At 55.0% G+C, this 24,609-nt stretch carries 24 protein-coding genes and 1 tRNA gene; 18 read left to right on the top strand and 7 right to left on the bottom strand.

Annotated elements, in window-relative coordinates; translation table 11 throughout:
- Positions 1-360: 360 nt before the first annotated feature.
- Positions 361-1,818, bottom strand: a complete 1,458-nt coding sequence (locus RBB62_RS01755; protein ID WP_309396410.1) for a tetratricopeptide repeat protein — start codon at positions 1,816-1,818, stop codon at positions 361-363.
- A 149-nt stretch (positions 1,819-1,967) separates the two neighbouring features.
- Here RBB62_RS01755 and RBB62_RS20180 point away from each other — a divergent pair, with 149 nt between their 5' ends.
- Complete coding sequence (locus RBB62_RS20180; protein WP_343219059.1) at positions 1,968-2,174, top strand: helix-turn-helix domain-containing protein; 207 nt, start codon at positions 1,968-1,970, stop codon at positions 2,172-2,174.
- Between the two features lie 834 nt (positions 2,175-3,008).
- Here the strand turns inward: RBB62_RS20180 and RBB62_RS01750 are convergent.
- The 5 genes from RBB62_RS01750 to RBB62_RS01730 all read right to left on the bottom strand — a co-directional run bounded on the left by RBB62_RS01750 (position 3,009) and on the right by RBB62_RS01730 (position 7,209).
- On the bottom strand, positions 3,009-3,266 hold the full coding sequence (locus RBB62_RS01750) for a helix-turn-helix domain-containing protein (protein WP_309396408.1): 258 nt from the start codon (positions 3,264-3,266) through the stop codon (positions 3,009-3,011).
- Between the two features lie 320 nt (positions 3,267-3,586).
- The gene (locus tag RBB62_RS01745; protein ID WP_309396406.1) at positions 3,587-4,156 is read right to left on the bottom strand and encodes a hypothetical protein; all 570 of its coding nucleotides are present in this window, start codon (positions 4,154-4,156) and stop codon (positions 3,587-3,589) included.
- Between the two features lie 152 nt (positions 4,157-4,308).
- Complete coding sequence (locus RBB62_RS01740) at positions 4,309-5,613, bottom strand: tyrosine-type recombinase/integrase (RefSeq protein WP_309396405.1); 1,305 nt, start codon at positions 5,611-5,613, stop codon at positions 4,309-4,311.
- A gap of 95 nt (positions 5,614-5,708) precedes the next feature.
- Positions 5,709-5,785 (bottom strand) — tRNA-His (locus RBB62_RS01735).
- Between the two features lie 488 nt (positions 5,786-6,273).
- On the bottom strand, positions 6,274-7,209 hold the full coding sequence (locus tag RBB62_RS01730; protein WP_309396403.1) for a PocR ligand-binding domain-containing protein: 936 nt from the start codon (positions 7,207-7,209) through the stop codon (positions 6,274-6,276).
- Positions 7,210-7,289: 80 nt separating this feature from the next.
- On the opposite strand from RBB62_RS01730, the gene RBB62_RS01725 reads away from it, so the two are divergent.
- The 17 genes from RBB62_RS01725 to RBB62_RS01645 all read left to right on the top strand — a co-directional run bounded on the left by RBB62_RS01725 (position 7,290) and on the right by RBB62_RS01645 (position 22,933).
- A complete protein-coding gene (locus RBB62_RS01725) occupies positions 7,290-7,769 on the top strand; it encodes a hypothetical protein (RefSeq protein ID WP_309396401.1) in 480 nt (159 codons plus the stop codon).
- A gap of 9 nt (positions 7,770-7,778) precedes the next feature.
- Positions 7,779-7,940: a hypothetical protein gene (locus tag RBB62_RS01720; protein WP_309396398.1), complete on the top strand. Its 162-nt coding sequence runs from the start codon at positions 7,779-7,781 to the stop codon at positions 7,938-7,940.
- Positions 7,937-10,354 (top strand): cytochrome-c oxidase, cbb3-type subunit I, encoded by a 2,418-nt coding sequence (ccoN, locus tag RBB62_RS01715; protein WP_309396396.1) that lies wholly within the window; start codon positions 7,937-7,939, stop codon positions 10,352-10,354. Before RBB62_RS01720 ends, ccoN begins: the two co-directional genes overlap by 4 nt.
- 12 nt (positions 10,355-10,366) lie before the next feature.
- The gene (locus tag RBB62_RS01710) at positions 10,367-10,549 is read left to right on the top strand and encodes a hypothetical protein (protein ID WP_309396394.1); all 183 of its coding nucleotides are present in this window, start codon (positions 10,367-10,369) and stop codon (positions 10,547-10,549) included.
- Positions 10,546-11,118 carry a cbb3-type cytochrome c oxidase N-terminal domain-containing protein gene (locus RBB62_RS01705; RefSeq protein ID WP_309396392.1) on the top strand — a complete coding sequence of 191 codons (573 nt, stop codon included), beginning with the start codon at positions 10,546-10,548 and terminating at the stop codon, positions 11,116-11,118. The genes RBB62_RS01710 and RBB62_RS01705 overlap by 4 nt, the downstream gene beginning before the upstream one ends.
- Positions 11,119-11,130: 12 nt before the next feature.
- A complete protein-coding gene (gene ccoG / locus RBB62_RS01700; RefSeq protein WP_309396391.1) occupies positions 11,131-12,561 on the top strand; it encodes a cytochrome c oxidase accessory protein CcoG in 1,431 nt (476 codons plus the stop codon).
- On the top strand, positions 12,536-12,724 hold the full coding sequence (locus RBB62_RS01695) for a hypothetical protein (protein WP_309396389.1): 189 nt from the start codon (positions 12,536-12,538) through the stop codon (positions 12,722-12,724). Before ccoG ends, RBB62_RS01695 begins: the two co-directional genes overlap by 26 nt.
- 6 nt (positions 12,725-12,730) lie before the next feature.
- A complete protein-coding gene (locus RBB62_RS01690) occupies positions 12,731-15,109 on the top strand; it encodes a heavy metal translocating P-type ATPase (RefSeq protein ID WP_309396387.1) in 2,379 nt (792 codons plus the stop codon).
- A gap of 201 nt (positions 15,110-15,310) precedes the next feature.
- Positions 15,311-16,822, top strand: a complete 1,512-nt coding sequence (locus RBB62_RS01685) for a pyruvate carboxylase subunit B (protein WP_309396385.1) — start codon at positions 15,311-15,313, stop codon at positions 16,820-16,822.
- A gap of 90 nt (positions 16,823-16,912) precedes the next feature.
- Positions 16,913-17,452: a cob(I)yrinic acid a,c-diamide adenosyltransferase gene (locus RBB62_RS01680; RefSeq protein WP_309396383.1), complete on the top strand. Its 540-nt coding sequence runs from the start codon at positions 16,913-16,915 to the stop codon at positions 17,450-17,452.
- A 346-nt stretch (positions 17,453-17,798) separates the two neighbouring features.
- Positions 17,799-18,611 carry a sigma-70 family RNA polymerase sigma factor gene (locus RBB62_RS01675; protein WP_309396381.1) on the top strand — a complete coding sequence of 271 codons (813 nt, stop codon included), beginning with the start codon at positions 17,799-17,801 and terminating at the stop codon, positions 18,609-18,611.
- Positions 18,612-18,707: 96 nt separating this feature from the next.
- Positions 18,708-19,505 (top strand): TonB C-terminal domain-containing protein, encoded by a 798-nt coding sequence (locus RBB62_RS01670; protein ID WP_309396379.1) that lies wholly within the window; start codon positions 18,708-18,710, stop codon positions 19,503-19,505.
- A gap of 69 nt (positions 19,506-19,574) precedes the next feature.
- On the top strand, positions 19,575-19,847 hold the full coding sequence (locus RBB62_RS01665) for a Sec-independent protein translocase subunit TatA/TatB (RefSeq protein WP_309396377.1): 273 nt from the start codon (positions 19,575-19,577) through the stop codon (positions 19,845-19,847).
- A gap of 10 nt (positions 19,848-19,857) precedes the next feature.
- Positions 19,858-20,310 carry a polysaccharide biosynthesis/export family protein gene (locus tag RBB62_RS01660; RefSeq protein WP_309396375.1) on the top strand — a complete coding sequence of 151 codons (453 nt, stop codon included), beginning with the start codon at positions 19,858-19,860 and terminating at the stop codon, positions 20,308-20,310.
- 95 nt (positions 20,311-20,405) lie between these two features.
- On the top strand, positions 20,406-21,605 hold the full coding sequence (locus tag RBB62_RS01655; protein ID WP_309396373.1) for a phosphoglycerate kinase: 1,200 nt from the start codon (positions 20,406-20,408) through the stop codon (positions 21,603-21,605).
- 13 nt (positions 21,606-21,618) lie between these two features.
- On the top strand, positions 21,619-22,398 hold the full coding sequence (gene tpiA, locus RBB62_RS01650) for a triose-phosphate isomerase (protein WP_309396371.1): 780 nt from the start codon (positions 21,619-21,621) through the stop codon (positions 22,396-22,398).
- Between the two features lie 160 nt (positions 22,399-22,558).
- A complete protein-coding gene (locus RBB62_RS01645) occupies positions 22,559-22,933 on the top strand; it encodes a hypothetical protein (protein WP_309396369.1) in 375 nt (124 codons plus the stop codon).
- 100 nt (positions 22,934-23,033) lie between these two features.
- Here the strand turns inward: RBB62_RS01645 and RBB62_RS01640 are convergent, their stop codons facing one another.
- Positions 23,034-24,467, bottom strand: coding sequence for a glycosyltransferase family 4 protein (locus tag RBB62_RS01640; RefSeq protein ID WP_309396367.1), 1,434 nt, complete (start codon positions 24,465-24,467; stop codon positions 23,034-23,036).
- Positions 24,468-24,609: the final 142 nt, after the last annotated feature.

The raw sequence follows: 24,609 nt of genomic DNA, 5'->3' as shown, positions 1-24,609 counted from the left end.
CGTCGTTCTTGCATTAGGACCAGACTGATAATCCATGGTCTATCACACAACTGTCAGATTGCCTCGTAACTACTTCACCTACGGGGACGACCTGCACTACGCCAAGGCAGTTGCCAACCAACCACATCATCAACAAACATCCTTCCTGTCTGGACTTCCATCCCAAACACAACTGGATTACATCTTAATAATCAAGGCTACCTGTCCAAGGTTCGGGACCACCTCATTGGCGTTGATTATAACTTTGAAAATTACTCTACGCTGAGCGGCGCTCATATACAAGCCCACAGTTCAACTCCAAAAGCCTGCACCCACGACGGTCACTGATTCCATATGACTTCACCAAGAGTATTCATCGATTCAGTTCATGTTTATTCCAGAGTCTTCTAGCGTTTTTTCGACCTTGATGCGGCTAAGTCTCTTTTTCCCTTCTGCGATTTGGGTAGCTGTTAGCTTTGACTGGATAGCCTCTAGTGCAGATGCATTACCGTTTTCTGAGGCAATTCGTGCCCATGCATATGCTTCAATAAGGTCTTTTTCTACATGGTTCCCCGTATGATATTGCTCTGATAACATAATTGATGAGACGGCGTCACCATGCATTGCAGCTTTTCGATACCATTTTATCGCTTCAGGGTAGTTTTGGTTATCTTCATTTAGGTAAGCTAAATATCGCTGTGCCTCGGCGTTTTGTTGGTCAGCAGCTTCCTGCAAATATTTCTTTGCTAGGTCATGGTTTGGGAAAACGCCATGCCCTTCATAGAGACAGATCCCAATATATGTCATCGCGACTGGGTCGCCTCTGTCAGCTGCAAGCTTAAACCATTTTAATGCTTCTCCGTAATCAACATTAACTCCATCACCAGTGTAAAGCCATAGTCCCAACTGTGTTTGTGCATGCTTCGTGTAATCTCCTTCCTGTTTCGCAGCCTTTGTCATATAATAGAATGCCTTCTCATAGTCTTGTTCGAATCGATCGCTGGATAGGTAGCCTCTACCATCATGAAAGGATTGCCCTAAGGTGTATTGCTCCTGTTGCTCCCCGTTCTCTGCGGCTTTTTCCATGTAATAAGCCGCTTTCTCAATGTCTAGTTCGCCCGCTTGTCCATAGCGGTACCAACTCCCTAAGTTTGATTGTGCTGATACATCGCCATTTTCTGCCGCAATCGTCATGTAGTAGATTGCTTTCTTATCGTCCTTCTTAATTCGATTCCCGAATTTCCCTGCACCATTGAAATACCAACGAGCTAGAGTGGTTTGAGCTAATGAGTCACCCAATTCAGCTGCAATTTCCATGTGATCGATTGCTTTGCTGTAATCTTGCTCTACCCCATTTCCCTCGTAGTAACAAATTCCAAGCATGTAGTGTGCAGGTAGAGAGCCCAGTTCAGACGCTATTTTCAGATGATAAACAGCATTTTCATAATCTCTTTGAACGCCTTTTCCTACATAGAATCGAAGACCTTTACGGAGATGATAGGCTTCGGAGTTTTCTAAGTCCGTGCCTAAAACCTCGTATTGTAGCACACTTATGGAGTCCGATGTCTCTTGATGTTGCTGAAATGGCTGAGTCGCGAAACGACCAATCAACAAAATCACAGTTAGACAGATAAGTATCGACCAGTACGTCTTTGATTTTCTGTGGAATTTAGTGCTTCTAGCCTTGAGGCCCAACAGTCCTCCGACCGTGAAGAAGATACACCCGAAAACAAGGATGATCCCGATTCCATTATCAAGATCGCCTAAAATCGCTTTGTTGATTCCCAAAAACACTGCCAATACGGCGGCATTTAACCCCCAGGTGATGTTGAATTTCATACGACAGTAATCCTACTTTGTAGGCGCTTAGGCAAGCCATATATCCCAATTTGGGATAATCCTACTGTGGGATTATAATAGCTGCTTCAAAAACTTATCAAGCAGTGCAAAAATCCATATACAGCGTCGAAAACACACTTTTGTGCGAGATGCTAAAACGCGCACGCCTGAATAACAATATGACCCAATCGCAACTGTCTAAGCGATTGGATAAACCTCAGTCATTTGTTGCTAAAATTGAGAGGGGAGAGCGCCGCCTTGATGTGATCGAGTTTATCAGTTTGGTACAAGCGGTTGAGCAGTCTCCTTCAGAATTTCTTCAGGACTACATTGAGGAACTGAATCGACCCAAGTAGCTCCGGGCTGCGACAGACTTGATCCCACGTGCCTCATAGAGCGCATTGCTGACCTGCTGGACTGTGTATTTTTGCTTTCTCATTACCTAATAGTGTTAGTTATGGCAGATTACGAACTTCTTACAACTGGCTGTTACTTCAAATCTATCCAAATTTCATGAACTTCTCCGTCAAAATTGTCGTGCCGCATGAATGGTCAGCATCCCAGTGAATATTATGAATCTGGGTCATTCGATCAGCCCCAAATACCCCTGTTTTTACCCTATAATTGCTAAAGAGAAATAGAGCGGCCGGTGGTTTAACGTCAGCGTCGTGCTGCCTGTTTAGGGGCCCCTCTCATCTCATCTGGGTAATGTCTCCCTTTCATGCATAGAGCTACTAAACTGTACGGCCGTGTCGGTACTGTACTTATAGTATCTAATTGTGCCACCCCTCAATCAGTACCGCCCGTACTCCTGCGCTTCCTCCTTTTCTTTAGTTCCTCTACAAGAACCGGCCTATTTTTGAGCTGGTAGTCAAAAAATATCAACTCCCCCTAACCCCCAGGGACACACCCAGCGGGCTAGGAGGAGTTTGATAAAAGAATAAAGAACGGCCTTTCCCGTCGCTGTATAGCCTTTGAAATCAGTAATCTATCTACGCTGTGTTGCACCCCCCCTAGAAAGGTGTCCATAGGTTCTTATGCGATTACTGTATCATGGTATGGCGATTGAGCTCCATACCATTCCGCACAGTGGAGCGTCTGCCACCCAAACTGGGCTTCGAGGCACGTCTCCTGATGCTAGCTTGCCAAATTTGGGGCAGTAGCCGCCGCTAGCGTAGGGGCACTGTATTTTATTGGGTCATAGCTTCCAGTGCTGCATCGATATCTTTCGCACGCAAGATGACGCGGTTTCCGATCCGAATTGATTTGAATTGTCTCTTGCCAATGTCCTCACGCAATTTGCGTTCTGAAATTCCAATGTAGATCGCAGCCTCAGGCACGGTCATTTGCGCTGGAGGATTACGGCGAATCTCAAGTTCCTTGATCCATGCCTGTGTCTGATCAGTATTATCAGACAGCTGTTTCTCCAAGCTAAGGTCAGACTTCATCCGATACCTCCTCCCCGAGATTTAGAGCCAAACATTGCTCCGCTGTAGAAGCTGCGAACAAGCTGTATTCGATTTGGAAAGAGCTTTTAGCTATAACAAACTGACGAGCACACCATCCGCCCAAACAAACGCATATCATGACAAACATGGAGGCTTGCTTTGTGCTCAGTGATGTATTCGACATTTCATCACTAACGGCAATTACACATAGCGATGCGAATGAATATTGATCTTGAGCGAAAGGCTTATTTACTAAGGAATTTGCCTTTCGTAAAGATCTAACAATCAAATGTTTATAACTCAATAAATCTCATCAAAAACTATCCAAACCAAGGATTGCCTTCGATCTCTGAACCCAAAAAGAACGAATACTCACCGCTTTCGTGGTAGTGATAATCTCCACCAATCGCCTTCCTATAATGATCCAAGGCCTTCTGAATGCGCTCAAGGTGCAAAATATCTTCAGTGCCATCGTCCAATTTCACCTTCAGCTCATCCTTTAAACCATCTGTTTGGCCTTTCAGTTCCCTCGAATACGCCATAACTTTATTCTTGGTTGCTTCCTGAAGAGTATTTCCCGTTTTGGCCCAATAACGTCTAACAAGCCCCTGCGCCATTTGATCAAGTTGAGCGTCGCGACTGAAATTCTCTCGTTTATCAAGCAATTCGACGAGTGCGAGCAGATCCCTAGGCTCTGCTCGCAGCACGGCGAGTCCGAGGTCATAAAGAGCAAGGCGAGCCATATCTTTACTAATCTGGGATAGTTTTTTACACACCTCGGGACGATCTTCATCCTTATCAGATCTGTCTTTGGCCAAGTCGGGTATGGACTTAGCGATTAACTGTTGTAATAAATGATCTACGCTTCTCTGAGTTCGCTTCAGGCTCATCTAAAGACGGATAGAAACTCTGCATGCACTTGGCATCCCAGTAGGCATTTTTCAAAACATGGAATGACGGACTGCTAGCAGCCACTTTCGATACATTGGTTTTTCTACCCATGAGATAATTTCGGTTAAAATTTAGTGTATACTGAGGTCCTTTAGCCTCCGAATTCAATGACTTTTGCTTTGGTCTTTTTCGGCATGATGGAGAAATACTGTTCGGCTTTGGCTTTGGTAGCTAACGCGCGGTAGTGGTCAAACAGGACTTGATCGCTGGCTTTGTGCCCGAGGAGACGGGAGGTTTCCAGCGGGTTACCATGGAGGGCGTAATGGTAAGTGCCGAAACTATGGCGCATGGCGTTAGTGTTCCATTGAGTCCGCCACTTGCCCGTCTCTTTGTCTTTAAAGCCAAATCCACCGGCTTTAAGGAGCTTCTGGAACCGTTTCTGGTAATCAGTGGTATAGAGATTGGCGGCAACCACTCCTTCACGCTTCTGGCATAGAGACAGCCATGCCAAAGCATTTTCTGGGATGTCGATATTCCGGATGCGGCGCTTCTTTGCCACGGTGCCAGTTATGGTCACAAATGGTGGCAGTTCGGCGTCTTTCACGTTTTCCCACTGCAAACGCTTCAACTCTTCGGTTCTAATGCCGCAAAATAGCCCGAGGATAACGGCTCCCAGCAATAGCAACTCAGAGTGCTCCTGAGCAGCATAAAGCAGCTTTTGGGCTTGTTCTGGCGTCAATATGCTAGGTTCCTTGATTGATCCTGAATTGCCGCAAAGCTCCTTACGGTCGTAGTCGGTCAGCTCATCAATAGGTGAAAGCGAAATGTAGCGCTTCTGAACAGCATATTTAAGTATCTCTGCAACAACTGCTAGATAGTTCTGCGTCGTTCGCGGGCTGGATTCAAGCCCCAGGAGCCAATCTTTGATGTCGGCAACACTGAGATTTTTAACCGCTGTATTTTCGAAGGGGCCTTGGAATTTCTCCGCTCTCTGTCGAAAATCCTGGTAACTCCGTTCGCGCAGATCACCGCGCTCATATCGGAGTTTTTTACTCCGGATAACTTCCTCAATAACTTCACCAACTTTTCGTTCGCCTCCATTAGGCCGAAGACGCTTGATGGCGAACTCCACGGCTTCAGTGAGTGTAATGTTACTCTCACGCAACTTCGGGAGGCAGATTGCCAGTTCGTTGCGTTCTTCAGCGGTTGCGTTGAAATAGCCTTCACCTTGCTTTTGAAAACCTCGGAATTCATCAGATGCCCACTTCTCAGCATCCTCTTTCGATTTGAACTGTTTGCGATTCCTGACAGTTCCAGTCAAACGAGCCGGAACAATAACCATATAAGACCCGCTGAAAGCATTCCCGGCCGTCTGATTAATAATCTCTCGAATCTTGATGCCCGATCCTTTGGGATATTCCCAACTCTTGAGCTTACTGTCACTGCTTGCAGCCATATGCGGAGGCTGAACCACTCAGTGCAGCGTGGCAAGTCATTTTGACAGGAATGAGACAGGAATCCCTTAAAAATCCCGCAAGTCGTTCATTATAATGGGGTGGAAGACGGGACTTGAACCCGCGACCCCCGGTACCACAAACCGGTGCTCTAACCAACTGAGCTACATCCACCAAGATTAAGAAGCGAAGAGGAAAATCGTTATTTTCGTGGCTGTCAATCTCCTCTTTTCAAGAATTTTGAGAAAATTCGGACAACATGATATGCCGAGTATGCAAGTGTGAGACCGATTTATTCACTCTAATAGCCCTGGCGAAGGACATGGCTTCGGCTCAAATTATCATAAAAGCTTGCCAAAGCATTACTTTGCTCAAGCTCGAATTGGGGCGACAGATGGGGCATGACTCAAGTTGAGCTGCATGCAAAGTCAGCGATTGCGAACGCAGCACTTGGAGTAAACGAGTAACGCCCTCGATTCAAGTTCACCTCATCGAACCAAGGCTGTAGCCATGTACAAAACACCAGGCGACCATATAGTTTTAGACAAGCCCTTCAGGCTTGTCGCTGAACCAATAAACTTACGAGGGGTGTTGCCCCACGCTACATTGGAGCAGCCCTACAGGCTGCGAAATATGGTAACAAACCAAACCAGATTCCGACGCTACCCTGCCCGCGCCTTGATGCGGCGGTATTCGGTCGGGGTTTGTCCGGTGATTCGCTTGAAGCTGCGGTTGAACTGCGAGATCGAGTCGAAGCCGACACCAAACGCGATTTCGCTCACGCGGAGGTTCGGGTTGGCGAGCATTGTCTTGGCTTTTTCCACGCGGACGCGGGAAAGGTAATCCGTAAACGTAATGCCCGTGGCCTGCTTGAAGACCTTGCAAAAATGACGCGTGCTCGCGTTGACCGCCTTCGCGGCGTCGTCGAGCGAGAGCTGATCCTGGTAGCGGTCCTGGATGTATTTCTTGGCGTTGGCGACGAGCATGGGGTCCGTGTCGCTTTCTTCGACTGCGATGCTGTTGCTGATCGTGGCCAAGTGCTCGGCGAAGGTAGACAATAGGGAAATCATCGCCTGATATTGCTCGCGGTCGAGGACCTTGGTGTTGAAATACGCTTCCTCCAAGTGCTTGAGGTTCACCTCGCTGCCCCACTTGAGCAACTGCTTTGTGGTTTGCGTGAACTCCTGCTCGTTCGGCTGGTGGAGCAAGATTTGCCCCGTCTGTAAGAAGGCGATCAGTTGGTCGCCCACCCGGATCGGGACCGCGGTGTCGCAAAGTCCGGCAAAACAATGCAGACTCTTTGGCTCGAGGCAGGCCTGTTTCTCTAAATCCTCCTGCATCTTCAGGCAATTCGCGCAGCCGACATTGGTGCGGCCCATGAGTTTGCAAAACTCGTTTTCGTCCTGCTGCCCAGCTAGGGCGTTCTCGTAGGACTGAATCGGGCGGATCGCCAGCGGCAGCCCCGTCGCCTTGCGGAAGGCCTTTTGGTAATCCTGAAAAATCTGCGTTTCTTCCAGCAAACTTGCAGCCCGACGCGCAGCCGCTGGAGAGTTCTCACGAGCAACTTTGGCATCGTCGAGATTATTAGCAAATTTCATAGAGGTAAATAAGAAGAATTGCGCAGTCTTGGTCAGTATATGCGGAGACAATCTAGAGAGGGTTATGAGAAAATCAACCCATGAATAAACGTCTCGTCAGCTACCTGCGGGACAACCGGGATCACATTATCGAGAACTGGTTGACCGAGAGCGACCTACCCCCGCCCGTCGTGAATAGCGACAGCGAGGGCTCGGTGCCCGTGGTCTTTCTGGAAGAAGTGTTTGATCATGTTTTGGGCCGCATCGGTGGACGCGAGGCCGTCAACCTGCTCGCTGGCGAATCCCCCCGTATGCACTTGCAAGATATTTTGGGCGTCACCTGCGCCTGCCAAACCGAGCGTGAGCGCGGCTACGTCTGTGTGGAGCTTCACGAGGCCGGCGTCCGCGCATTTGGCGCTGTATTGTCCGACAACTGGGACACCCAGCACGAGTTCACCGACTTCGACCGCGAGCAATCCCTGCGCCTCATCAACGAAGCCCTCGCCTGGATTTTTGGCCAGGAGATCTTCCGCTGCCCCCACCGCATCGGCAAGGACGACTGCCCCTTTTACCTCAACTAACTTTCACCCATGGAAATTTTAATCTTAACCGTGTTTCTGAGCACGCTGCTCGCCGGCTTCTTCCTGTTCCTCTTTTGGCGGGACCGGAAGTCTGAAACGCACCGAAGCCTGGAGCAGGAGTCCCTGCGCCCATTCGCCGCTGAAAAACCCGTAGAGGCCATTCGCAAGTGAGTACTACAACCCGCACCGCAACCACCACCATCGAATACGACGACAAGTCGGTCCGCTGGTTCCTGATCGCATCCATCGTCTGGGCCTTGGTTGGCTTGAGCGCCGGCGTTCTCGTCGCGTCTCAGCTCAACTTCTTCCAGATGAATTTCAACATGGAGTGGCTGACCTTCGGGCGCCTGCGTCCGCTCCATACCAACGCGGCGATCTTCGCCTTCGTCGGCAACATGATGTTTGCCGGCATTTATTACTCCACGCAGCGCCTTTGCCGTTGCCGACTCGGCAATGACTTGCTGACGAAGATTCACTTCTTCGGCTGGCAGCTCATCATCGTGCTCGCGGCGATCACCCTGCCCCTCGGCTACAGCCGCGGTAAGGAATACGCCGAGCTCATCTGGCCGATCAATATCCTGGTCGCCGTCATCTGGCTCGTCTTCGCCGCAAACTTCTTTTGGACGCTGGCCAAGCGCAACGAAAAGAGCCTCTACGTCGCGATCTGGTTCTACATCGCAACCATCGTCACCGTGACGATGCTGTACGTGGTCAACCACCTTTCGCTGCCGACCAGCTTCCTGCACAGCTACCCGATCTTTGGCGGCGTGCAAGACGCCCTCGTCCAATGGTGGTATGGGCACAACGCCGTGGCGTTCTTCTTAACGACGCCGATCCTCGGCATCATGTATTACTTCGTGCCAAAGGCGGCGGGACGCCCGGTTTACTCCTACCGTTTGTCCGTCATCCACTTCTGGTCGCTGGTGTTCATTTACATCTGGGCCGGTCCGCACCACCTGCTCAACACCGCCCTCCCCGGCTGGCTCCAAACGCTGGGCATGCTCTTCAGCCTGATGCTCTGGGCGCCGTCTTGGGGCGGTATGCTCAACGGCCTGCTGACACTCCGTGGAGCCTGGGACAAGCTTCGCACCGATCCGGTCATTAAGTTCTTCGCCGCAGGCGTGACGTTCTACGGCATGGCCACCTTTGAAGGCCCGCTGATGTCGATCAAGTCCGTCAACGCGCTCTCCCACTATTCAGACTGGACCATCGGACACGTGCACGGCGGCACCCTCGGCTGGAATGGCTTCATGGCAGCCGGCATGACCTACTGGCTCGCGCCGAGACTTTGGAATACAAAGCTTTACTCGCAGGGCATGGCCAACCTCCACTTCTGGCTGGGCATGGTCGGCATCCTCCTTTACGTCGCAGCGATGTGGGTATCGGGCATCACGCAGGGCCTCATGCTCAACGACACAATCGAGCAAGGCACCCTGCTGAAATACCCGAACTTCCTCGACACCCTGCAAGCCATTCGCCCGATGATGCTCTTCCGTCTGATTGGCGGTGGCCTTTACCTGACGGGCTTCTTCATGCTGGCCTTCAACATCTACAAGACGGTCAAGAGCGGTTCGCCGGTTAACGGCACCGTCGAGGTCGAGTCGGCCATGCAGGAAATGACTGGCGACGAAAAGAAGTTCCGTGGCTACCTCAACCCACCGGTTATCTACAGCGTGCTGATCCTCGGTTCGGCTGCGATGTTGATCTTCGGCAAGGGCCCGGTCTTCCTCGTCGGCGTATTCTTTACCGGTGTCTTCACCCTGGCGGCGATCTCGCACTTCGAGTTCAGCGGTGCCAAGTGGAGCGAGTGGTATGACCAGCTCCTAGAGCACGGCCTCACCTTTACCGTGCTGACCATCATTGCGGCAGCCATCGGCGGCGCCGTGCAGATCATCCCCACCGTCACCGTGCAGCGCGCAAGCAACATTGAGGGCCGTTTGCAAATTGCCTACACGCCGCTCGAGCTCACCGGCCGCGACATCTACGTGAGTGAAGGTTGCTACAACTGCCACTCGCAAATGATCCGCACCATGACACCCGACATCCTCCGCTACGGCGACTACTCGCGCCTCGGTGAATCGATTTACGACCACCCGTTCCAGTGGGGCTCCAAGCGCACCGGCCCGGACCTCGCCCGCGAAGGCGGCGACATCCAGAAGGGCGCCGAGCTCATGCGCGTGGGCAAGCGCTCCAACGACTGGCATTACCTCCACCTCGTGGACCCACGCCAAGTCTCCGATGGCTCCAACATGCCCAACTACGATTGGCTGCAATTCAAGGACGCCAAGACCGGCACGCTCATGTCGAAGATCAACGCCATGCGCATGCTCGGTGTCCCCTACGACATCGGTCTGTCCGAAGAAGAAGTCATGGCTGAATACAATCTGCAGGCCCAGGAAATCGTCGACGACCTCGCTGCGAGCGGCGTCTTCGTCGAGAAGGAAAAGCAGATCGTCGCCGTCATTGCTTACCTGCAAAAACTCGGCGCGTTCGAGATGACCAACGAAAAGAAAAAGCAGGAAAAAGAAGAGGCAACCCACCTCCCCTTTGAATCCGTCGCCACCGCAACACCAGCTAACAACTAACCCAGCAAAGTTATGTTCAAGCGCATCGTTTACGACAACTGGACCAACATCGTCCCCGTTCTTTCCTTCTGGCTGACCTTTGGCGTGTTCATCGTCATCACCGTCCGCGCCCTGTGCTTCAAGAAGGACTTCGTTGACCACATGGGCAACCTTCCGCTCGAAGACGACACCCCGGAAACTGAAACAAAAGCATGAGCCACGAACCACCTTCAGTTAAACAAGAGGACCTGCCGAAAGGCGTCGTCCTCAAGGAGCATACCTACGACGGCATTCAGGAGTATGACCAACGCTTGCCGCGCTGGTGGCTCATCACGCTATATGGCGCCATGCTGTTTGCGGCCGCGTATTTCCTGGTCTATCAGTATTACTCTGGATCGCAAAGTAACCAGGAGCGCGTCGAAGATCAGATGAAGCAAATCAACGCCATTCGCCTCGCCAACTCCATCGACGTCACCAACAACGATATGTTCTGGGATATGAGCAAGAACTCATCGTTCCTCACGGCAGGCGAAAAGACGTATCAGTCCAACTGTGTCCCCTGCCACGGCGCCGACCTGAAGGGCGGCATCGGCTTCAACCTCGTCGACGGCGAGTGGGTCCACGGAGCCAAGCCATCCGACATCTACACGACAGTGTTCGACGGCGTGCCCGACAAGGGGATGCAGGCCTGGGGCCCCGTCCTTGGCCAAAAGCAGATCACCGAAGTCGTCGCCTATGTCATGAGCAAAAACGACGAGGCTACCCTGCGCGCTGCTGGCGAATAAAAACAACACCGCATGTCCGCCCCCGCCGCCAACAAGAAACCGATTCGCGAGTCCGTCACGACGATCAACCAAGACGGCTCGCGCTTCTTTCTGCACCCGGCGGATGTGAGCGGTAAGTTTACTTTGCTTCGCAGAGTAACCGCCGTCCTGCTCATCCTGGTTTACATCGCCCTGCCGTGGATTCCAATCAACGGATACCCGGCGGTGTTCCTCGATGTCGCGTTGCGGCGCTTCCACTTGTTCGGGCTGACCTTTGCCGCGCAAGACCTCTGGATGATGTTCTTCTTCATCACCGGCCTTGGGTTTTCGCTGTATGTCATCACCTCGCTCTTTGGCCGCATCTGGTGCGGCTGGGCCTGCCCGCAAACGGTGTTTCTAGAGCACGTTTACCGCCGCATCGAGCGCATTATCGAAGGCGATCACACCGCCCGCAAAAAACTGGACCGCAAAGACTGGGACGCCCACAAAGTCACCTTGCGCGTCATCAAGCACTCGCTGTTCATCATTGTCTCGCTGCTCATTGCGCACATTTTCCTCTCCTACTTTGTGTCGATCAAGCAGCTGTATGTGTGGATGACGCATAGCCCGCTGGAGCACTGGACTGCATTCCTGTTCGTCTTCATCGCCACAGGGATTATCTATTTCAACTTCTCGTGGTTCCGCGAGCAGCTCTGCCTCGTCATCTGCCCGTATGGTCGCCTCCAATCCGCGCTGATCGACGATGACTCCATCGTCATCGGCTACGATGAAAAACGCGGCGAACCCCGCGGCCCGGCCAAGAAGACCGACATCGGCGACTGCATTGACTGCCGCCGCTGCGTGCAGGTTTGCCCCACCGGCATCGACATCCGCCAAGGCCTGCAAATCGAGTGCATCGGCTGCTCGAACTGCATCGATGCGTGCGATGCGATCATGGCCAAACTCGGCCGCGAAAAAGGCCTCGTCCGCTACGACTCGATGAACGGACTCAGCGGCCAAAAGACGCGTATCATTCGCCCGCGTTTGTTCCTCTACGGCTTCCTCATGCTACTCGGCCTCGCCGCAATGAGCTTCTCAGCAACCAAGCTCAAGAGCGCGAACATGAATGTTGTCCGCATGACCGGCTCGCCCTACTTCATCACGGACACCGGCCTGCGCAATCAATACATGGTCCGCATCATCAACAAGACCGACAGCGAGCAAACTTACACCATCCTCGCCACTGCCGAAGGCCACCCAGTCACCGTCGCCGGCAACGAGGAGGCAATCAGCGTCGAGTCCTTGGGCGAGCTCGTTCAACCGATCATCGTGACCATTTCCAAAGACAACTACGCTGGCAAATTTCCCGTGACCATTGCACTGCTCTCAGCCGATGGCGAAACCATCATAACCCGTGAGACCGAATTCCTCGGCCCCGATCCACGCCTCTTCCAAGAACATGAGTCAGCAACCGGAAAAGAATAAAAAGGGCATCAAGCTCTCGCTGTGGATTCCGGTGACGCTTGCCTTCATCTTGCTCATCGCCGCGTGGACCACGCTCATCGTCATCGCGAAAAAGCACCCCACCGAGATCGTTCCGCTCGAAGAGCCCGTCGCCCAACAAACCACCACCGACCAAGCAGAGTAGCCTGCCATGGCCACCACCAGCAAGAAGACCCACTGCGAACATTGCGGCACGCCCTTCCAGCCCAAGGCTGAGGAACGGTTCTGCTGCCACGGTTGCGCGTATGTCTATCAGCTCTTGCACGACGTGGGCTTCACGCGATTCTATGATTTAAAAGGCAGCCAGGCCACGCCGCCTGTCGGCTCGCGCGCGTTTCGCACCATCGACGCCGTCTGGCTCAAAGAGGCTGTCGACAAAGCCGAGGCCGAGGCCACCGGCCCAGTCGCCGAGCTCGCCTTCGGCATCCGCGGCATATCCTGTGTCGGCTGCGTGTGGCTAATCGAAGCGGTTTACGACGCCCAACCCGGCTCAATTTCGATCAACATCGATGCGCGCACCGGCGCGATCCGCCCACGTTGGGAAGTCGGCCAATTCGACGCCGTACTCTTTGCGCGCGAGTTGCAAAAGCTAGGCTACGAAGTCGTACCCGAGCCAGACAAGTCCGCGAAAACAAGCTCCTCGCGCGACATCGCCTACCGCATCGGCATCAGCGGCTTCTTCCTGCTCAACACCATGCTCTTCACCCTGCCAGCCTACCTCGGCATGGAGGAGGATTATTTTCTCGCGCCACTTTTCCAACTGCTTGGCGCGCTTTTTGCCACGCTCAGCTTAGCCGTGGGTGGCAGTTATTTCTTCCGCCGCGCTGCGAAAGCTTTGCAACACAAAGTATTGTCGATCGACTTCCCGATCGCGCTCGGCTTGGGCGTTGCCTACATCGGCTCCATGCTGGGTTGGCTCAGCGGCGCGGCCAACCTGATCTATTTCGATTTCGTTGCGACCTTTGTTTTCCTCATGCTCGTGGGGCGCTGGCTGCAGGAGTTTGCGCTGGAGAAAAATCGCCAGCATCTGAACAAGCGCCACGCCGAGAACCAATACGTCACCGCCTTTGGAGGGCCCGATGACGGCGCGCGCAAGCCGATTGAATCCGTCAAGCGCGGCGACTCGTTTATCGTCGCTCCGGGCGAAATCAACCCCGTGGCCGCGCGCCTCCACGCCAACGCCTCCTTGAGCCTGGAATGGATTAACGGCGAGCCGGATCCCGTCGCCTGGGAAGCCCAGCAGGTCGCGCCCGCAGGCGCCGTCAATGTGGGCCTCAACGCCGTCGCACTGACCGCCGAAGAATCCTGGGCCGACAGCCTGCTCGCTCGCTTACTCGAACCACCCAAGGATAATTTTCACGCCAAGCGGCTTCAGCGCGTGCTCACGATTTACATCAGCGTGGTCATCGCCACATCGATTCTCGGCGGCGCAGGCTGGTTGATTGCGGGCGGTGGGTTAATCAACGCTCTACAAGTGTTCATCTCGGTGCTGATCGTTTCCTGCCCGTGCGCCATCGGCGTTTCGCTGCCGATGACCGACGAACTTTGCCAGACAAAGTTACGACGCCTCGGGCTCTTCGTTCGCGACCACAGCATCTGGGAACGCTTGCGCCAAGTCCGCACCGTCGTCTTTGACAAGACCGGCACGCTCACCCTCGAAACGCCGCGCCTGACGAACGCCGGCATCCTCGACCGCCTCAGCAGCCTCTCCACCCTCGCGCTTCATCGCCTGGTGGAAAACAACCTGCATCCCGTCGCGCGCTCCATCCGCGAAAGCCTGCTCCTGCGCTACCCATCGCTGCAGCTCCAGGCAGTGCCAGCGGTCAATCAGGAGACCGTGGGCCAAGGCGTTTACTTCATCACCAACGACGGCGACTGCTGGAGCCTCGGGAAACCCGAATGGTCTCCCCTGCACGAATGCCAAGATACTTTGCATGGCAAAGTTAGCGGTGCCAGCGAGCTCCGCTGCAACGGCCAACTCATCACCACTTTCCGCTTCGAAGAAGACATCCGCGATGACGCCCGCGAGGCCATGGACTGGCTGAAGCGCAAACACTACGACATCGCGATCCTCAGTGGCGACGCCCAGGCGAACGTCGGCCGCATTGCCAAACTCCTCGGCATCGATGAGCCCCAAGCCCGCGCCCAATGCTCCCCCGACGCCAAGGCGGACTGGATCGGTGAGTTCGCTCCCGACTCCGCGCTGATGATTGGCGACGGTGCCAACGACCGTCTGGCCTTCGACCGCGCCATTTGCCGCGGCGCTCCCATCGTTGACCGTAGTTTGCTCGAAGCCTCGGCAGATTTCTTTTTCTTTGGCCGCAGCATTGGCTGCCTGCCGGATTTATTTCGCTTGGCTAATCAGCGACGCCAAGCCGTCAACGCAATCTTCGCGCTGGCGATCATTTACAACGTCGTGGCGGTTTCAATCTGCCTGGCTGGCGCGATGCACCCACTGCTCGCGGCCATCCTCATGCCGCTCAGCTCCATCGTTACGCTGATTACGCCGTGGTTCTGGCTGAGCCGGTAAGTAGAATCGCCTTCCAGCCACTTTTTTTCCAGTTGGATTCGGCAAAGCGGCAAGATGCCGCTTCTACGGATTGCATCCCTCTCACTCAGCAAACGAATCCATTAACACCCAAATTAGCGTGCTTAATACGCGAAAATTTCTTTATAATCTGCTTGTGTCAGTAGCCATTCTGCTATTCATTTTCCTTATACACCTCTTGCCATGAATAAAGTTATCTTTAATAACAATGTCTTGCGCGACGGCCACCAGAGCCTCGCCGCTACGCGCATGCGGACCGAGCAGATGCTGCCGGTCTGTGAGGATCTCGATGCCCTCGGCTTTGGCGCGCTGGAAACTTGGGGCGGTGCGACGATCGACTCCGGCCTCCGCTTTTTGGACGAATTCCCCTTCGACCGCCTCGACGCCCTCAAGAAGGCCTGCCCCAAGACCCCGCACATGATGCTGCTGCGCGGTCAAAACATCGTGCAATACGCGCACTTCCCCGACGACGTCGTCACGGCGTTCGTCAAGATGTCCGCCAAGCACGGCATGAACATTTTCCGCATCTTCGACGCGCTCAATGACCCGCGCAACATGAAGACCGCGATCGAGGCCACCAAGGCCGCCGGCGCTCAGGCTCATGGCACCATTTGCTACACCACCAGCCCCGTGCACACGACCGAGAAGTTCATCGAGCTCGGCATTCAGCTGGAAGAAATGGGCTGCGACGCCATCGTCATCAAAGACATGGCTGGCCTGATCCCCCCGATGCACGCCCAGGCGATCATCAAGGGCCTCAAGAGCAAGATTAAGATCCCCGTCTGGATTCACACCCACGACACCGCCGGGCTCGGCGCCAGCACTTACCTGGCCGCCATCGATGCAGGCGTCGACGCAATCGACTGCTCGGTCACCCCGTTTGCCAACGGCACCGGCCAGCCGGACACCATCCGCATGCTCGCCCTGCTCAAGGAGCACGAGCGCTGCCCGGACTTTTCCCCGGAAGACTACGAGCGCCTCAACCGCATCAGCGCGCACCTCAAGGGAGCTTATAAGGAGCTGTCCGAGTTCACCTCGCACTCCAATGAAATCGTCGACAGCGACACCTTGCTCTATCAAGTCCCCGGCGGCATGCTCTCCAACTTCCGCACGCAGCTCGCGCAGCAGAAGATGGAAGACAAGTTCGACGAAGTCTTTGCCGAAATCCCGGTGGTCCGCGAAGCACTGGGCTGGATTCCGCTCGTCACGCCGACCTCGCAAATCGTCGGTATGCAGGCCTTCCTTAACGTAAAGTTCGGCCGCTGGAAGCAAATTTCCCCGCAAGCTGCGGACATCGCACTGGGTTATTACGGCACCTGCCCGGCCCCGGTCGATCCCGAGATCCAAAAGCTCGCCGCCAAGCAGGCCGGCAAGGAGCCGATCACCTGCCGCCCAGTCGACGCCCCTGGCGCGAAGCACAAGCACATGGAAGACCTCCGGAAAGAGCTCGAAGCAGCCGGATTGCCGAGCGACGACGAGCACTGCGTCATCCATGCCATGTTCCCCGCACAGCTGGCCACCCATTACGCGAACAAAAACAAGCCCAAGGAAGCCGCGCCCGCTCCGGCCCCGCAGCAAGCCACTGCCCCTGCCGCCGCACCGGCTGCATCCGCTGAGCCCGTCTCCGAAAACGCGCACCTCTATGCGCTGACGATCGACGGCAAGCGTATGGAAGTGTCCGTGGAAGAACTTTGATTATTCGCCGCCTTCAAGCCAATAATCTCTAGTCAAGAGTAGTAGTAAGAGTAGTATAAATAAGTAGTAGTAGCAGTAGTAGTAAGAAAAATGTCCATCGCAACCAAACGCGGAGATCAAGGTACGACCTCTTTGGTCTTCGGTCGCCGCGTGGCGAAAGATCATCCCCGAGTAGTCGCCTACGGGACGGTGGACGAATTGAACTCCGCTCTCGGCCTATGCCGCGCTCACGCAGCCGGCAGCCGAGCGCGCGAGTTCATTTTTTCTACCCAGCAAGAGCTGATCAGCCTCATGGCCGAGCTGGCCGTGGACAACACCGACCAGGATCGCTATCAGGAAAAAGCCAAGCACCCGATTACCGAAGACAACCTTGCGCGCCTCGATGCAATCGTCACAACGCTGGAATCTGAGTCCGGCGGTTTCGACGGCTGGATGCTCCCCGGAGAAAATCCCGCCCAAGCATTTTTCGACCAAGCCCGCAGCACCTGCCGCCGCGCCGAGCGCATGGTAGTGACTTTACAAGGCAAAGGAGGCATTGTCCGCCCGGTGTTATTACAATACCTCAACCGTCTCGCCGACGCCCTCTGGCTCCTCGCCCGCGAAGCCACCGTGAGCGACTCGGTGGACTGAGTCAGGCAAAATGCTCGACCAGGCGACAGAATTCGCCTAATTTGGCACTGTGCAAGCAGCACAGTTAGAGCTGTATCAGTCTAAACCGACTTCCAGCGCCCGCTGCCACCGCAATTTTCGGCAGAACTGAAGCCACCCCGCATTTTTGAGGGCTATAGCCACTTGATAAACTACCACAAAACCAACTCGCACTATTTTTGCATCTATTTTGCAATGCATATGCACCACTGGTGCATTTTCCGAAACACCAATATTCAAGTGGTAAAACATCTATAAAATTTTATATCGTTGTAAATGAGAGGCTTGCATTCTAACAAAAACAGATGGCATGCGTGTTGCTAAATTAATGGCAACCAAATTAGTTATCATGTATGCCGACCATCCAATCTCCGACTCAAACGAACAACAAGTTGCGGTGAGGACACGCAACGAACTGATCGAAGAATACTATCCGCTCGTTCGCACAATTGTGAACAGCATGCTCGCCCACTTGCCTCTCTGCGCCGATGCAGACGAATTGCACAGTGTGGGCGTTACCGGCCTGATCGCAGCCATTGACCGCTACGAGCCGCGCCACGCGAAGACCTTTAAGTCTTACGCCGGCACCCGTATTCGCGGCGCCATTCTCGACGAACTTCGTCGCATGGACGCCCTGCCTCGCACCCGCCGCGCCAAGGTCCGCAAAATGCGCGCCACTGTGGAGAAGCTGGAGCAGAAGCTGGGCCGCGCCCCGACCGACTCCGAACTGGCCGACGAGCTGAAGCTCACCACGAAGCAATACGAGAAGTTCCGCACCAGCGCCGAGCCCGTGATGTTTGTCTCGCTGGACCAAGGCCACAACTCGTCCAACGATGAGCAGCCCGACCTCCATGAGACCATCGCCGACGAGCGCACCGTACCAGTGTTGCAGCGCCTCGAGCACACCGAGATGATCGACGAAGTTTCGCAGCTCATCGAGTCCCTGCCCGAGCGTCAGCGCAACATCATCATCCAGTATTACTACGAGGGCAAGCGTCTCTCCGACATCGCCGAAGTTTACGGCGTGACCGAGGCCCGCATCTGCCAGATCCACAGCCAGGCGGTCGCCAAGCTCCGCCGATGCTTCCAAAAGATCGGCGCCGGAGCCAGCTTAGAAGAAGTAGAGGCCGCTAAGGTCTAAGAATCAAAAAAAATCTTTTCGCGATCGGGCGGCTAGTTGGAAACAATTAGCCGCTTTTCTTTTCTCAAAGATTGGTCCAATATCAGGGGAGATTAAATGACCAATAACCGCCAGGCTTTCATCGCGTCCGTAGTGCTGCACAGCATTGCGATTGGCGTGTTGGCGCTGTTCATCTTCATCGACCCACTACGCGCCGAGGAGAAACCGATCGTCCTGGAGCTGGTTTCACTGCCCGATGAAACGCCCGCGCCGGACGCCCCCACCCCACCAACCCCCACAACGCCCACGGTCGAAGAATTTAAAGTCAGCGAATCTCAGCACCGAAAGCTGCCGGACATCAATATTCCCGAGCCTCAACCCGAAGCGCCGCCTCCCGCGCCAAAACCGCCCGAGCCAGTCGTAACTCCCAAGCCGATCGAAAAGCCCAAGCCCAAAGCGGAGCCAAAGCCCGAGCCGCCGAAGCCGAAGATGACCAGCTTTAAGGATTTCCAGAAGAACCACGACATGCGCCCGAGCACGCCCACGCCGCCGAAGCCGCGCAGTTCCACAGTCGCACCTCAGATCAAGACAAATAAAATTTCGATCCAGCCATCGCAGATTGCGCCATCGACGGCCGCTGCGAATTCTTCTGTCGTTGCCAGCTACCAAAAGCGCCTCCGCGACGCCATCGAGCTTAATTGGGACCGCCCAGTCTCCGGTAGCGGCAACGAATACACCGAAATCCGCTTTCGCGTGTTCTCCAATGGCAGCATTGGCGAAATCAAGATTGTGCGCTCCAATGGCCCGTCCGCGTTCGTGTCATCTGTCCGCACCGCCGTGGCCACTCAAGTCTCCATCGGTGCCCGCCCCCAAGGCTGGGATGGCCTGATGACCATTACTTTCCGCCTCCGTTAATGCAGTTGCGCACTCCCAGAGCCGCATTTTGAGGGTTTACTTCAAGCGAACTTAAGTTACATTAATACGATGAACATGTTTCTAAACAGCCTGCCTTTGGCCATATTTGGCAACCTCCAGGGTTGGGAAATCCCCCTGTTGGTGATCTTTGGCCTCATCATTTTTGGCGGCAAAAAGCTTCCGGAGTTTGCCCGCGGCGCGGGTCAGGCCATCCGTGAGTTTAAGAAGGCTTCCAAAAGCGCGGAAGACACCTTCAAGCAAGCCATGAATGAAGAGGACGAAGCTGCCGAAAAGCCGAAGAACGCAGCCGAACCCAAGCCCGAAGAAGCCGCCAAGGCTTAAAGCCAGCCGCATGCAGCACATTTGCTCATTGGGACTCATCCTGTTGAGCACGCTGATCCTACGCGCCGAAACCACCGTCGGCATTTACGGCGGGGTGCAAAAACCCGGCAAATACTCACTGGCCGAAGGCGAAGGCCTGATCGAACTCGTCCACCAAGCAGGCGGTTTCCTCCCTGGCAGCGGCGGCGATCAAGTCAAGATTGTCACCCCAAACACAGATGGCCGCAAAGCGATTCGCATCGTGGATACGCTCCAACTCGTCGACACCGGGCAGGAGCTTATACTACCCATCAATGCTACTGTTTTCGTCTCATCCTGCGTAGGCTTGGGCATAGGAGGGCTCTGGGACGAAAAACTCGCGCAATACAATGACGCCGTTGCCCGCTTTGCAGAGGCAAAAGAACGCCCAAACGACGCGCCCAGTCCACCAAACAACACTAATTCTAACAAGAGCGACCATTAGATTTGCTTAACAGCCAAGGAGTTGCGCAAAGTTCACGCCCCTTGGGTAAGTTTCGTCTTGCAGGCTTGGCGGGGGCGCCGAGAATTGTCCGCCCTATGGCCACTGTAAAGACTGTATCCGACGTCAATCTAGCCGGTAAGCGCGTACTCGTACGCTGCGACTTCAACGTTCCGTTCGACGCGGAAGGCAAGATCTCTGACGACACCCGCATTGTCGGCGCCCTCCCGACCATCAAGCACCTCGTCACCCAAGGCGCGAAGGTTATCTTGTGCTCGCACCTGGGCCGCCCGAAGGGTGAAAAGAACCCGAAGTTTACGCTGGCGCCCGTCGCCGTCGAGCTCGCCAACCAGCTCGGCTCACCCGTAACTTTTGTCGAAGACTGCATCGGCGAGCCAGTGAAGGCAGCGGTGGACGCCATGAGCGACGGCGACGTCGTCCTGCTCGAAAACGTGCGCTACTACGCCGGCGAAGAGAAGAACGATCCCGAGTTCGCCAAGCAGCTCGCTTCCGTGGCTGACGCCTACGTCAACGACGCTTTCGGCACCGCCCACCGCGCCCACGCCTCCACTGAAGGCGTTGCCCACCTCGTTGACACCAAGGTCGCCGGCTTCCTCATCGAGCGCGAGCTGGAATACCTCGGCGAAAAGACCACCACGCCCGAGCGTCCGTTCGTTGTGATCCTCGGCGGTGCCAAGGTTTCCGACAAGATCACCGTGATCGACTCCCTCCTGGAAAAGTGCGACACCATGCTGATCGGCGGCGCCATGGCCTACACCTTCGCCCTTGCCAACGGCAAGAAGGTTGGCGACTCCCTGTCCGAGCCGGACAAGGTTGAAACCGCCAAGGAAGCCATCGCCAAGGCTGAAGCCAAGGGCGTGAAGCTCCTCCTTCCCGTCGACAACCTCATCACCAACAAGCTCGACTTCGGCGCTGGTGAAGTGGGCGACGTCAAGGTTGTCTCCGGCGACATCGAAGACGGCTGGGAAGGCGTGGACATCGGTCCCGACACCATCAAGCTTTACGAAGACGCCGTGAAGAGCGCCAAGACCGTTCTCTGGAATGGCCCAATGGGCGTCTTCGAAATCAAGGCCTGCGCTCAAGGCACCTTCGCGGTGGCCGAAGCCGTGGCCAAGGCTGACTGCTGCTCCATCATCGGTGGCGGCGATTCCGTCAAGGCCATCAAGAAGAGCGGCCAGGGCGACAACGTGAGCTTCATCAGCACCGGTGGCGGCGCTTCCCTCGAATTCCTCGAAGGCAAGACCCTCCCGGGCGTGGCTGCACTCGAAACCAAGTAAACTACACTTTACCATGTCAAACAGCAGAAAATACCTGATCGCAGGCAACTGGAAGATGAACAAGACGTCGGCTGACGCCGAAGAGCTGATCAAGGCCATCCTCCTGGAACTCGGCGACAAGAACGGCGTAGGCGTTGTCGTCTGCCCGCCCTACACCTCGCTCGAAACCGGCGCGAAGGTCCTCAGCGAATGCAGCAATGTCCAGCTCGGCGCGCAGAACATGCACGCAAAGCCCAGTGGCGCCTACACCGGCGAAATCTCCGCTGCGATGCTGCGTCAGCTTTACGTAAGCTTCGTCATCCTCGGCCACAGCGAACGCCGCGAATACTTCAAGGAAACCGACGCCGAGATCAACGAGAAGCTCCTCGCTGCCCTCGAAAGCAACCTCAAGCCGATCCTCTGCGTGGGCGAAACCCTCGAAGAGCGCGAAGCTGGCGACACCCTGAAGGTCGTGGAAACCCAACTCCTCGGCGGTCTCGTCGACGTGCCGGCTGACAAGGCTGAGCAAGTCGTCGTCGCCTACGAGCCTGTTTGGGCCATCGGCACCGGCAAGACGGCTACGCCCGAAATGGCGCAGGAAGTCCACGCCGCGATCCGCGTGCTGCTGCGTGACCGCTTTGGCAAGGCAACCGGCGACAAAATCCGCATCCTTTACGGCGGCTCCATGAAGCCCGAAAACGCCGACGGCCTCCTCGCCAAGGAAGACATCGACGGCGGCCTGATCGGTGGCGCATCCCTCGACGCAAAATCCTTCATCAAATTGGTAGAATCTGCCGCCAAGGCTGGTGCCTAGGCACGGAATTCGCTACATATTTTAGCAACGCCGCAGCTCCCAACCGGGCTGCGGCGTTTTTTATTATCTCAATTCTTCCTACTACATTTTCCGTCCGAAAAATGATGCATTTCCATTACTGCGTTATTGATTAATGATATCGACTTATTAGCTTTCGCTTATGGCCTATCAAACTACTTGGGAGCCAACAGGTTTCATCATGCGGTTCACCGGTGACATTACCGGCGAGGAAATCGATGAAGCCAACGAATGCTTTTTCCGCGACCCACGCAGTGACAGCGCTCGCTTCCAACTAGTTGACTTAAGCCAAATAACCAGCGTCGACATCAGTGTGCAGGACATGGCGCGCACCGCTGCTTACGATCTGGGTGCCAGCCGCTCCAATCCCCGCATCAAACTCGCCTTTGTTTGCACCTACGCCCCCATGACGAAGGCAGTGGAAGAGTATATTCGCGTCTCCCGCAGCCTGAAATCCAGCTGGCGATTCGCCATTTTCGAAGACGAAGCCAGTGCCCGCGAATGGGCGGAAATTTAAAGCACTGGCCAAGCATACGCACGTCGATGACAGAGCTTCGCCCTCCAGCGGAGTCCACATTTGCACAAAGTACAAATCCTCCGGTCCGGCGGGACGCTGGTTAGGTGCGTAGAAGGTTGAAGCGTCGTGGGTCGAGGAATTGATCCAGCACCGCCGTGTGCGACATGCGCTCCAATGGCTCGACCGGGGAGTTCGCGACCTTAGCGTAAATCGCAGCTAGGTTTTGACCGTAGCGCTCAAGGTTGAAATTCTGCGCGATCACCTCGCGGTTTGCCGCCACGCAATCTGCGGCCGAAGCGATGCCCAGCTGTTGCGGCGCTACCACGCTGCGCAGCGACGGGTCGGCCTGCACGCGCGCGATGACTTTCTCCTGCAAAGCTTCCGAAAGGCGGCCAAACTCAATGCGATCACCGTCGGTCATCGCGTCAAAGGCATTGTCGATTGCTTCCAGCGGCAAATCGCGATTATAGGCGTCGTAGTAGTCGCACAGCGCATGCGCCAGCACATCGCGCACCTCACCGACGCCCACCCAATCAATAGGAACCATCAGGCGATCGTATAGCGAGCCAAGGTCGACGTCGGTGTTCGTGAAGTCGCAAGTGATGTCGCTCAGGTTGCGGCCCACCAGCGGCTTGCCAAAAAGATAGGGTTCCAAAAACGCCAAGCCGAAGCCTTCGGCGACGCTCGTGGTAATGATGGCATCGGCACTGGACATCAGCTCCGGAAACGACAGCGTCACGGATTCGCCCAGTGCAAAACGAACGGGCAAACTCAGCTCACCCGCAAACTCCATCCAGCGATTGTAGACTGGCAATGCCGTGGGATTAGCTGGCGTGAGCGTCGTCGCAAACGTTTCGCCTCCTTCCGAAAGTGCGGCCCACAGAAGCAGCTCGCCCAGGTTTTTTCGGCGAATCGCCCGCGTTGGATACAAGATCAGTTTGCGTTCCTCAAAGCCCGCTAATGTCGCGCGCTCAGCCGACAGCTCGGGTACGGAAATCGGGTTCGGGACCAGGTGCAAGCTTTGTGATGCAAAGCCACTTTGCGATAGAAAGCTCAAGTCTCGGGAATTGAGCAAACCGTAGTGCACCTGCGAGGCCTGCGGGTAAAGCAGATCCATGTTGGTCGTTTGCGAAGCTATAGCCGCGTAGTTGCCCGGGCGCCCGTCTTCCGCAAAGTCATGGATCTGAAGCAGCACCGGCGTTTCCTGAGCCAGCCGGTCAACCACCTGCGGCATCGCCATGTTTTTGCCCAGGCAGTGGTTGTGAATGTGCCACACATCCGGCTCGCTGCCCAACGCCTCACGCGCGGCCTGCTTCAACGAAAACCACAGCGCACCGGGATCCGGTTTTTCATTGGCCTGCGTGTAACCCAAACCAGGCACCACAGCAGTCAGCATCGGCGAATCCCCCATGTAGGGCTCACCCGCCAAAGCAACTATTTCCACGCCCTTCCCCACAAGGGAAGCATACGCATTCTCAACCACACGGGTGACCCCGCCTGGCTTCAGGTGGTAATGAACGATCGCAACTTTCATCGGGTAACGCGTATAAGCACGTGCCTCAGTTCCTAGTGCTTAGTGCTTGGTTCGCAAACGTTAATGCAAATTACGCATTTTTTTACGCAGCGGTGACATTCAACACTTGAACCAATCAAGCACTAAGAACCAGGCATCAGGA

The organism is Cerasicoccus maritimus, assembly GCA_031296935.1.
GTDB lineage: Bacteria > Verrucomicrobiota > Verrucomicrobiia > Opitutales > Cerasicoccaceae > Cerasicoccus > Cerasicoccus maritimus.
Note: the sequence above shows the minus strand (reverse complement) of the source record. Positions and strands in the feature narration are given on the sequence as shown.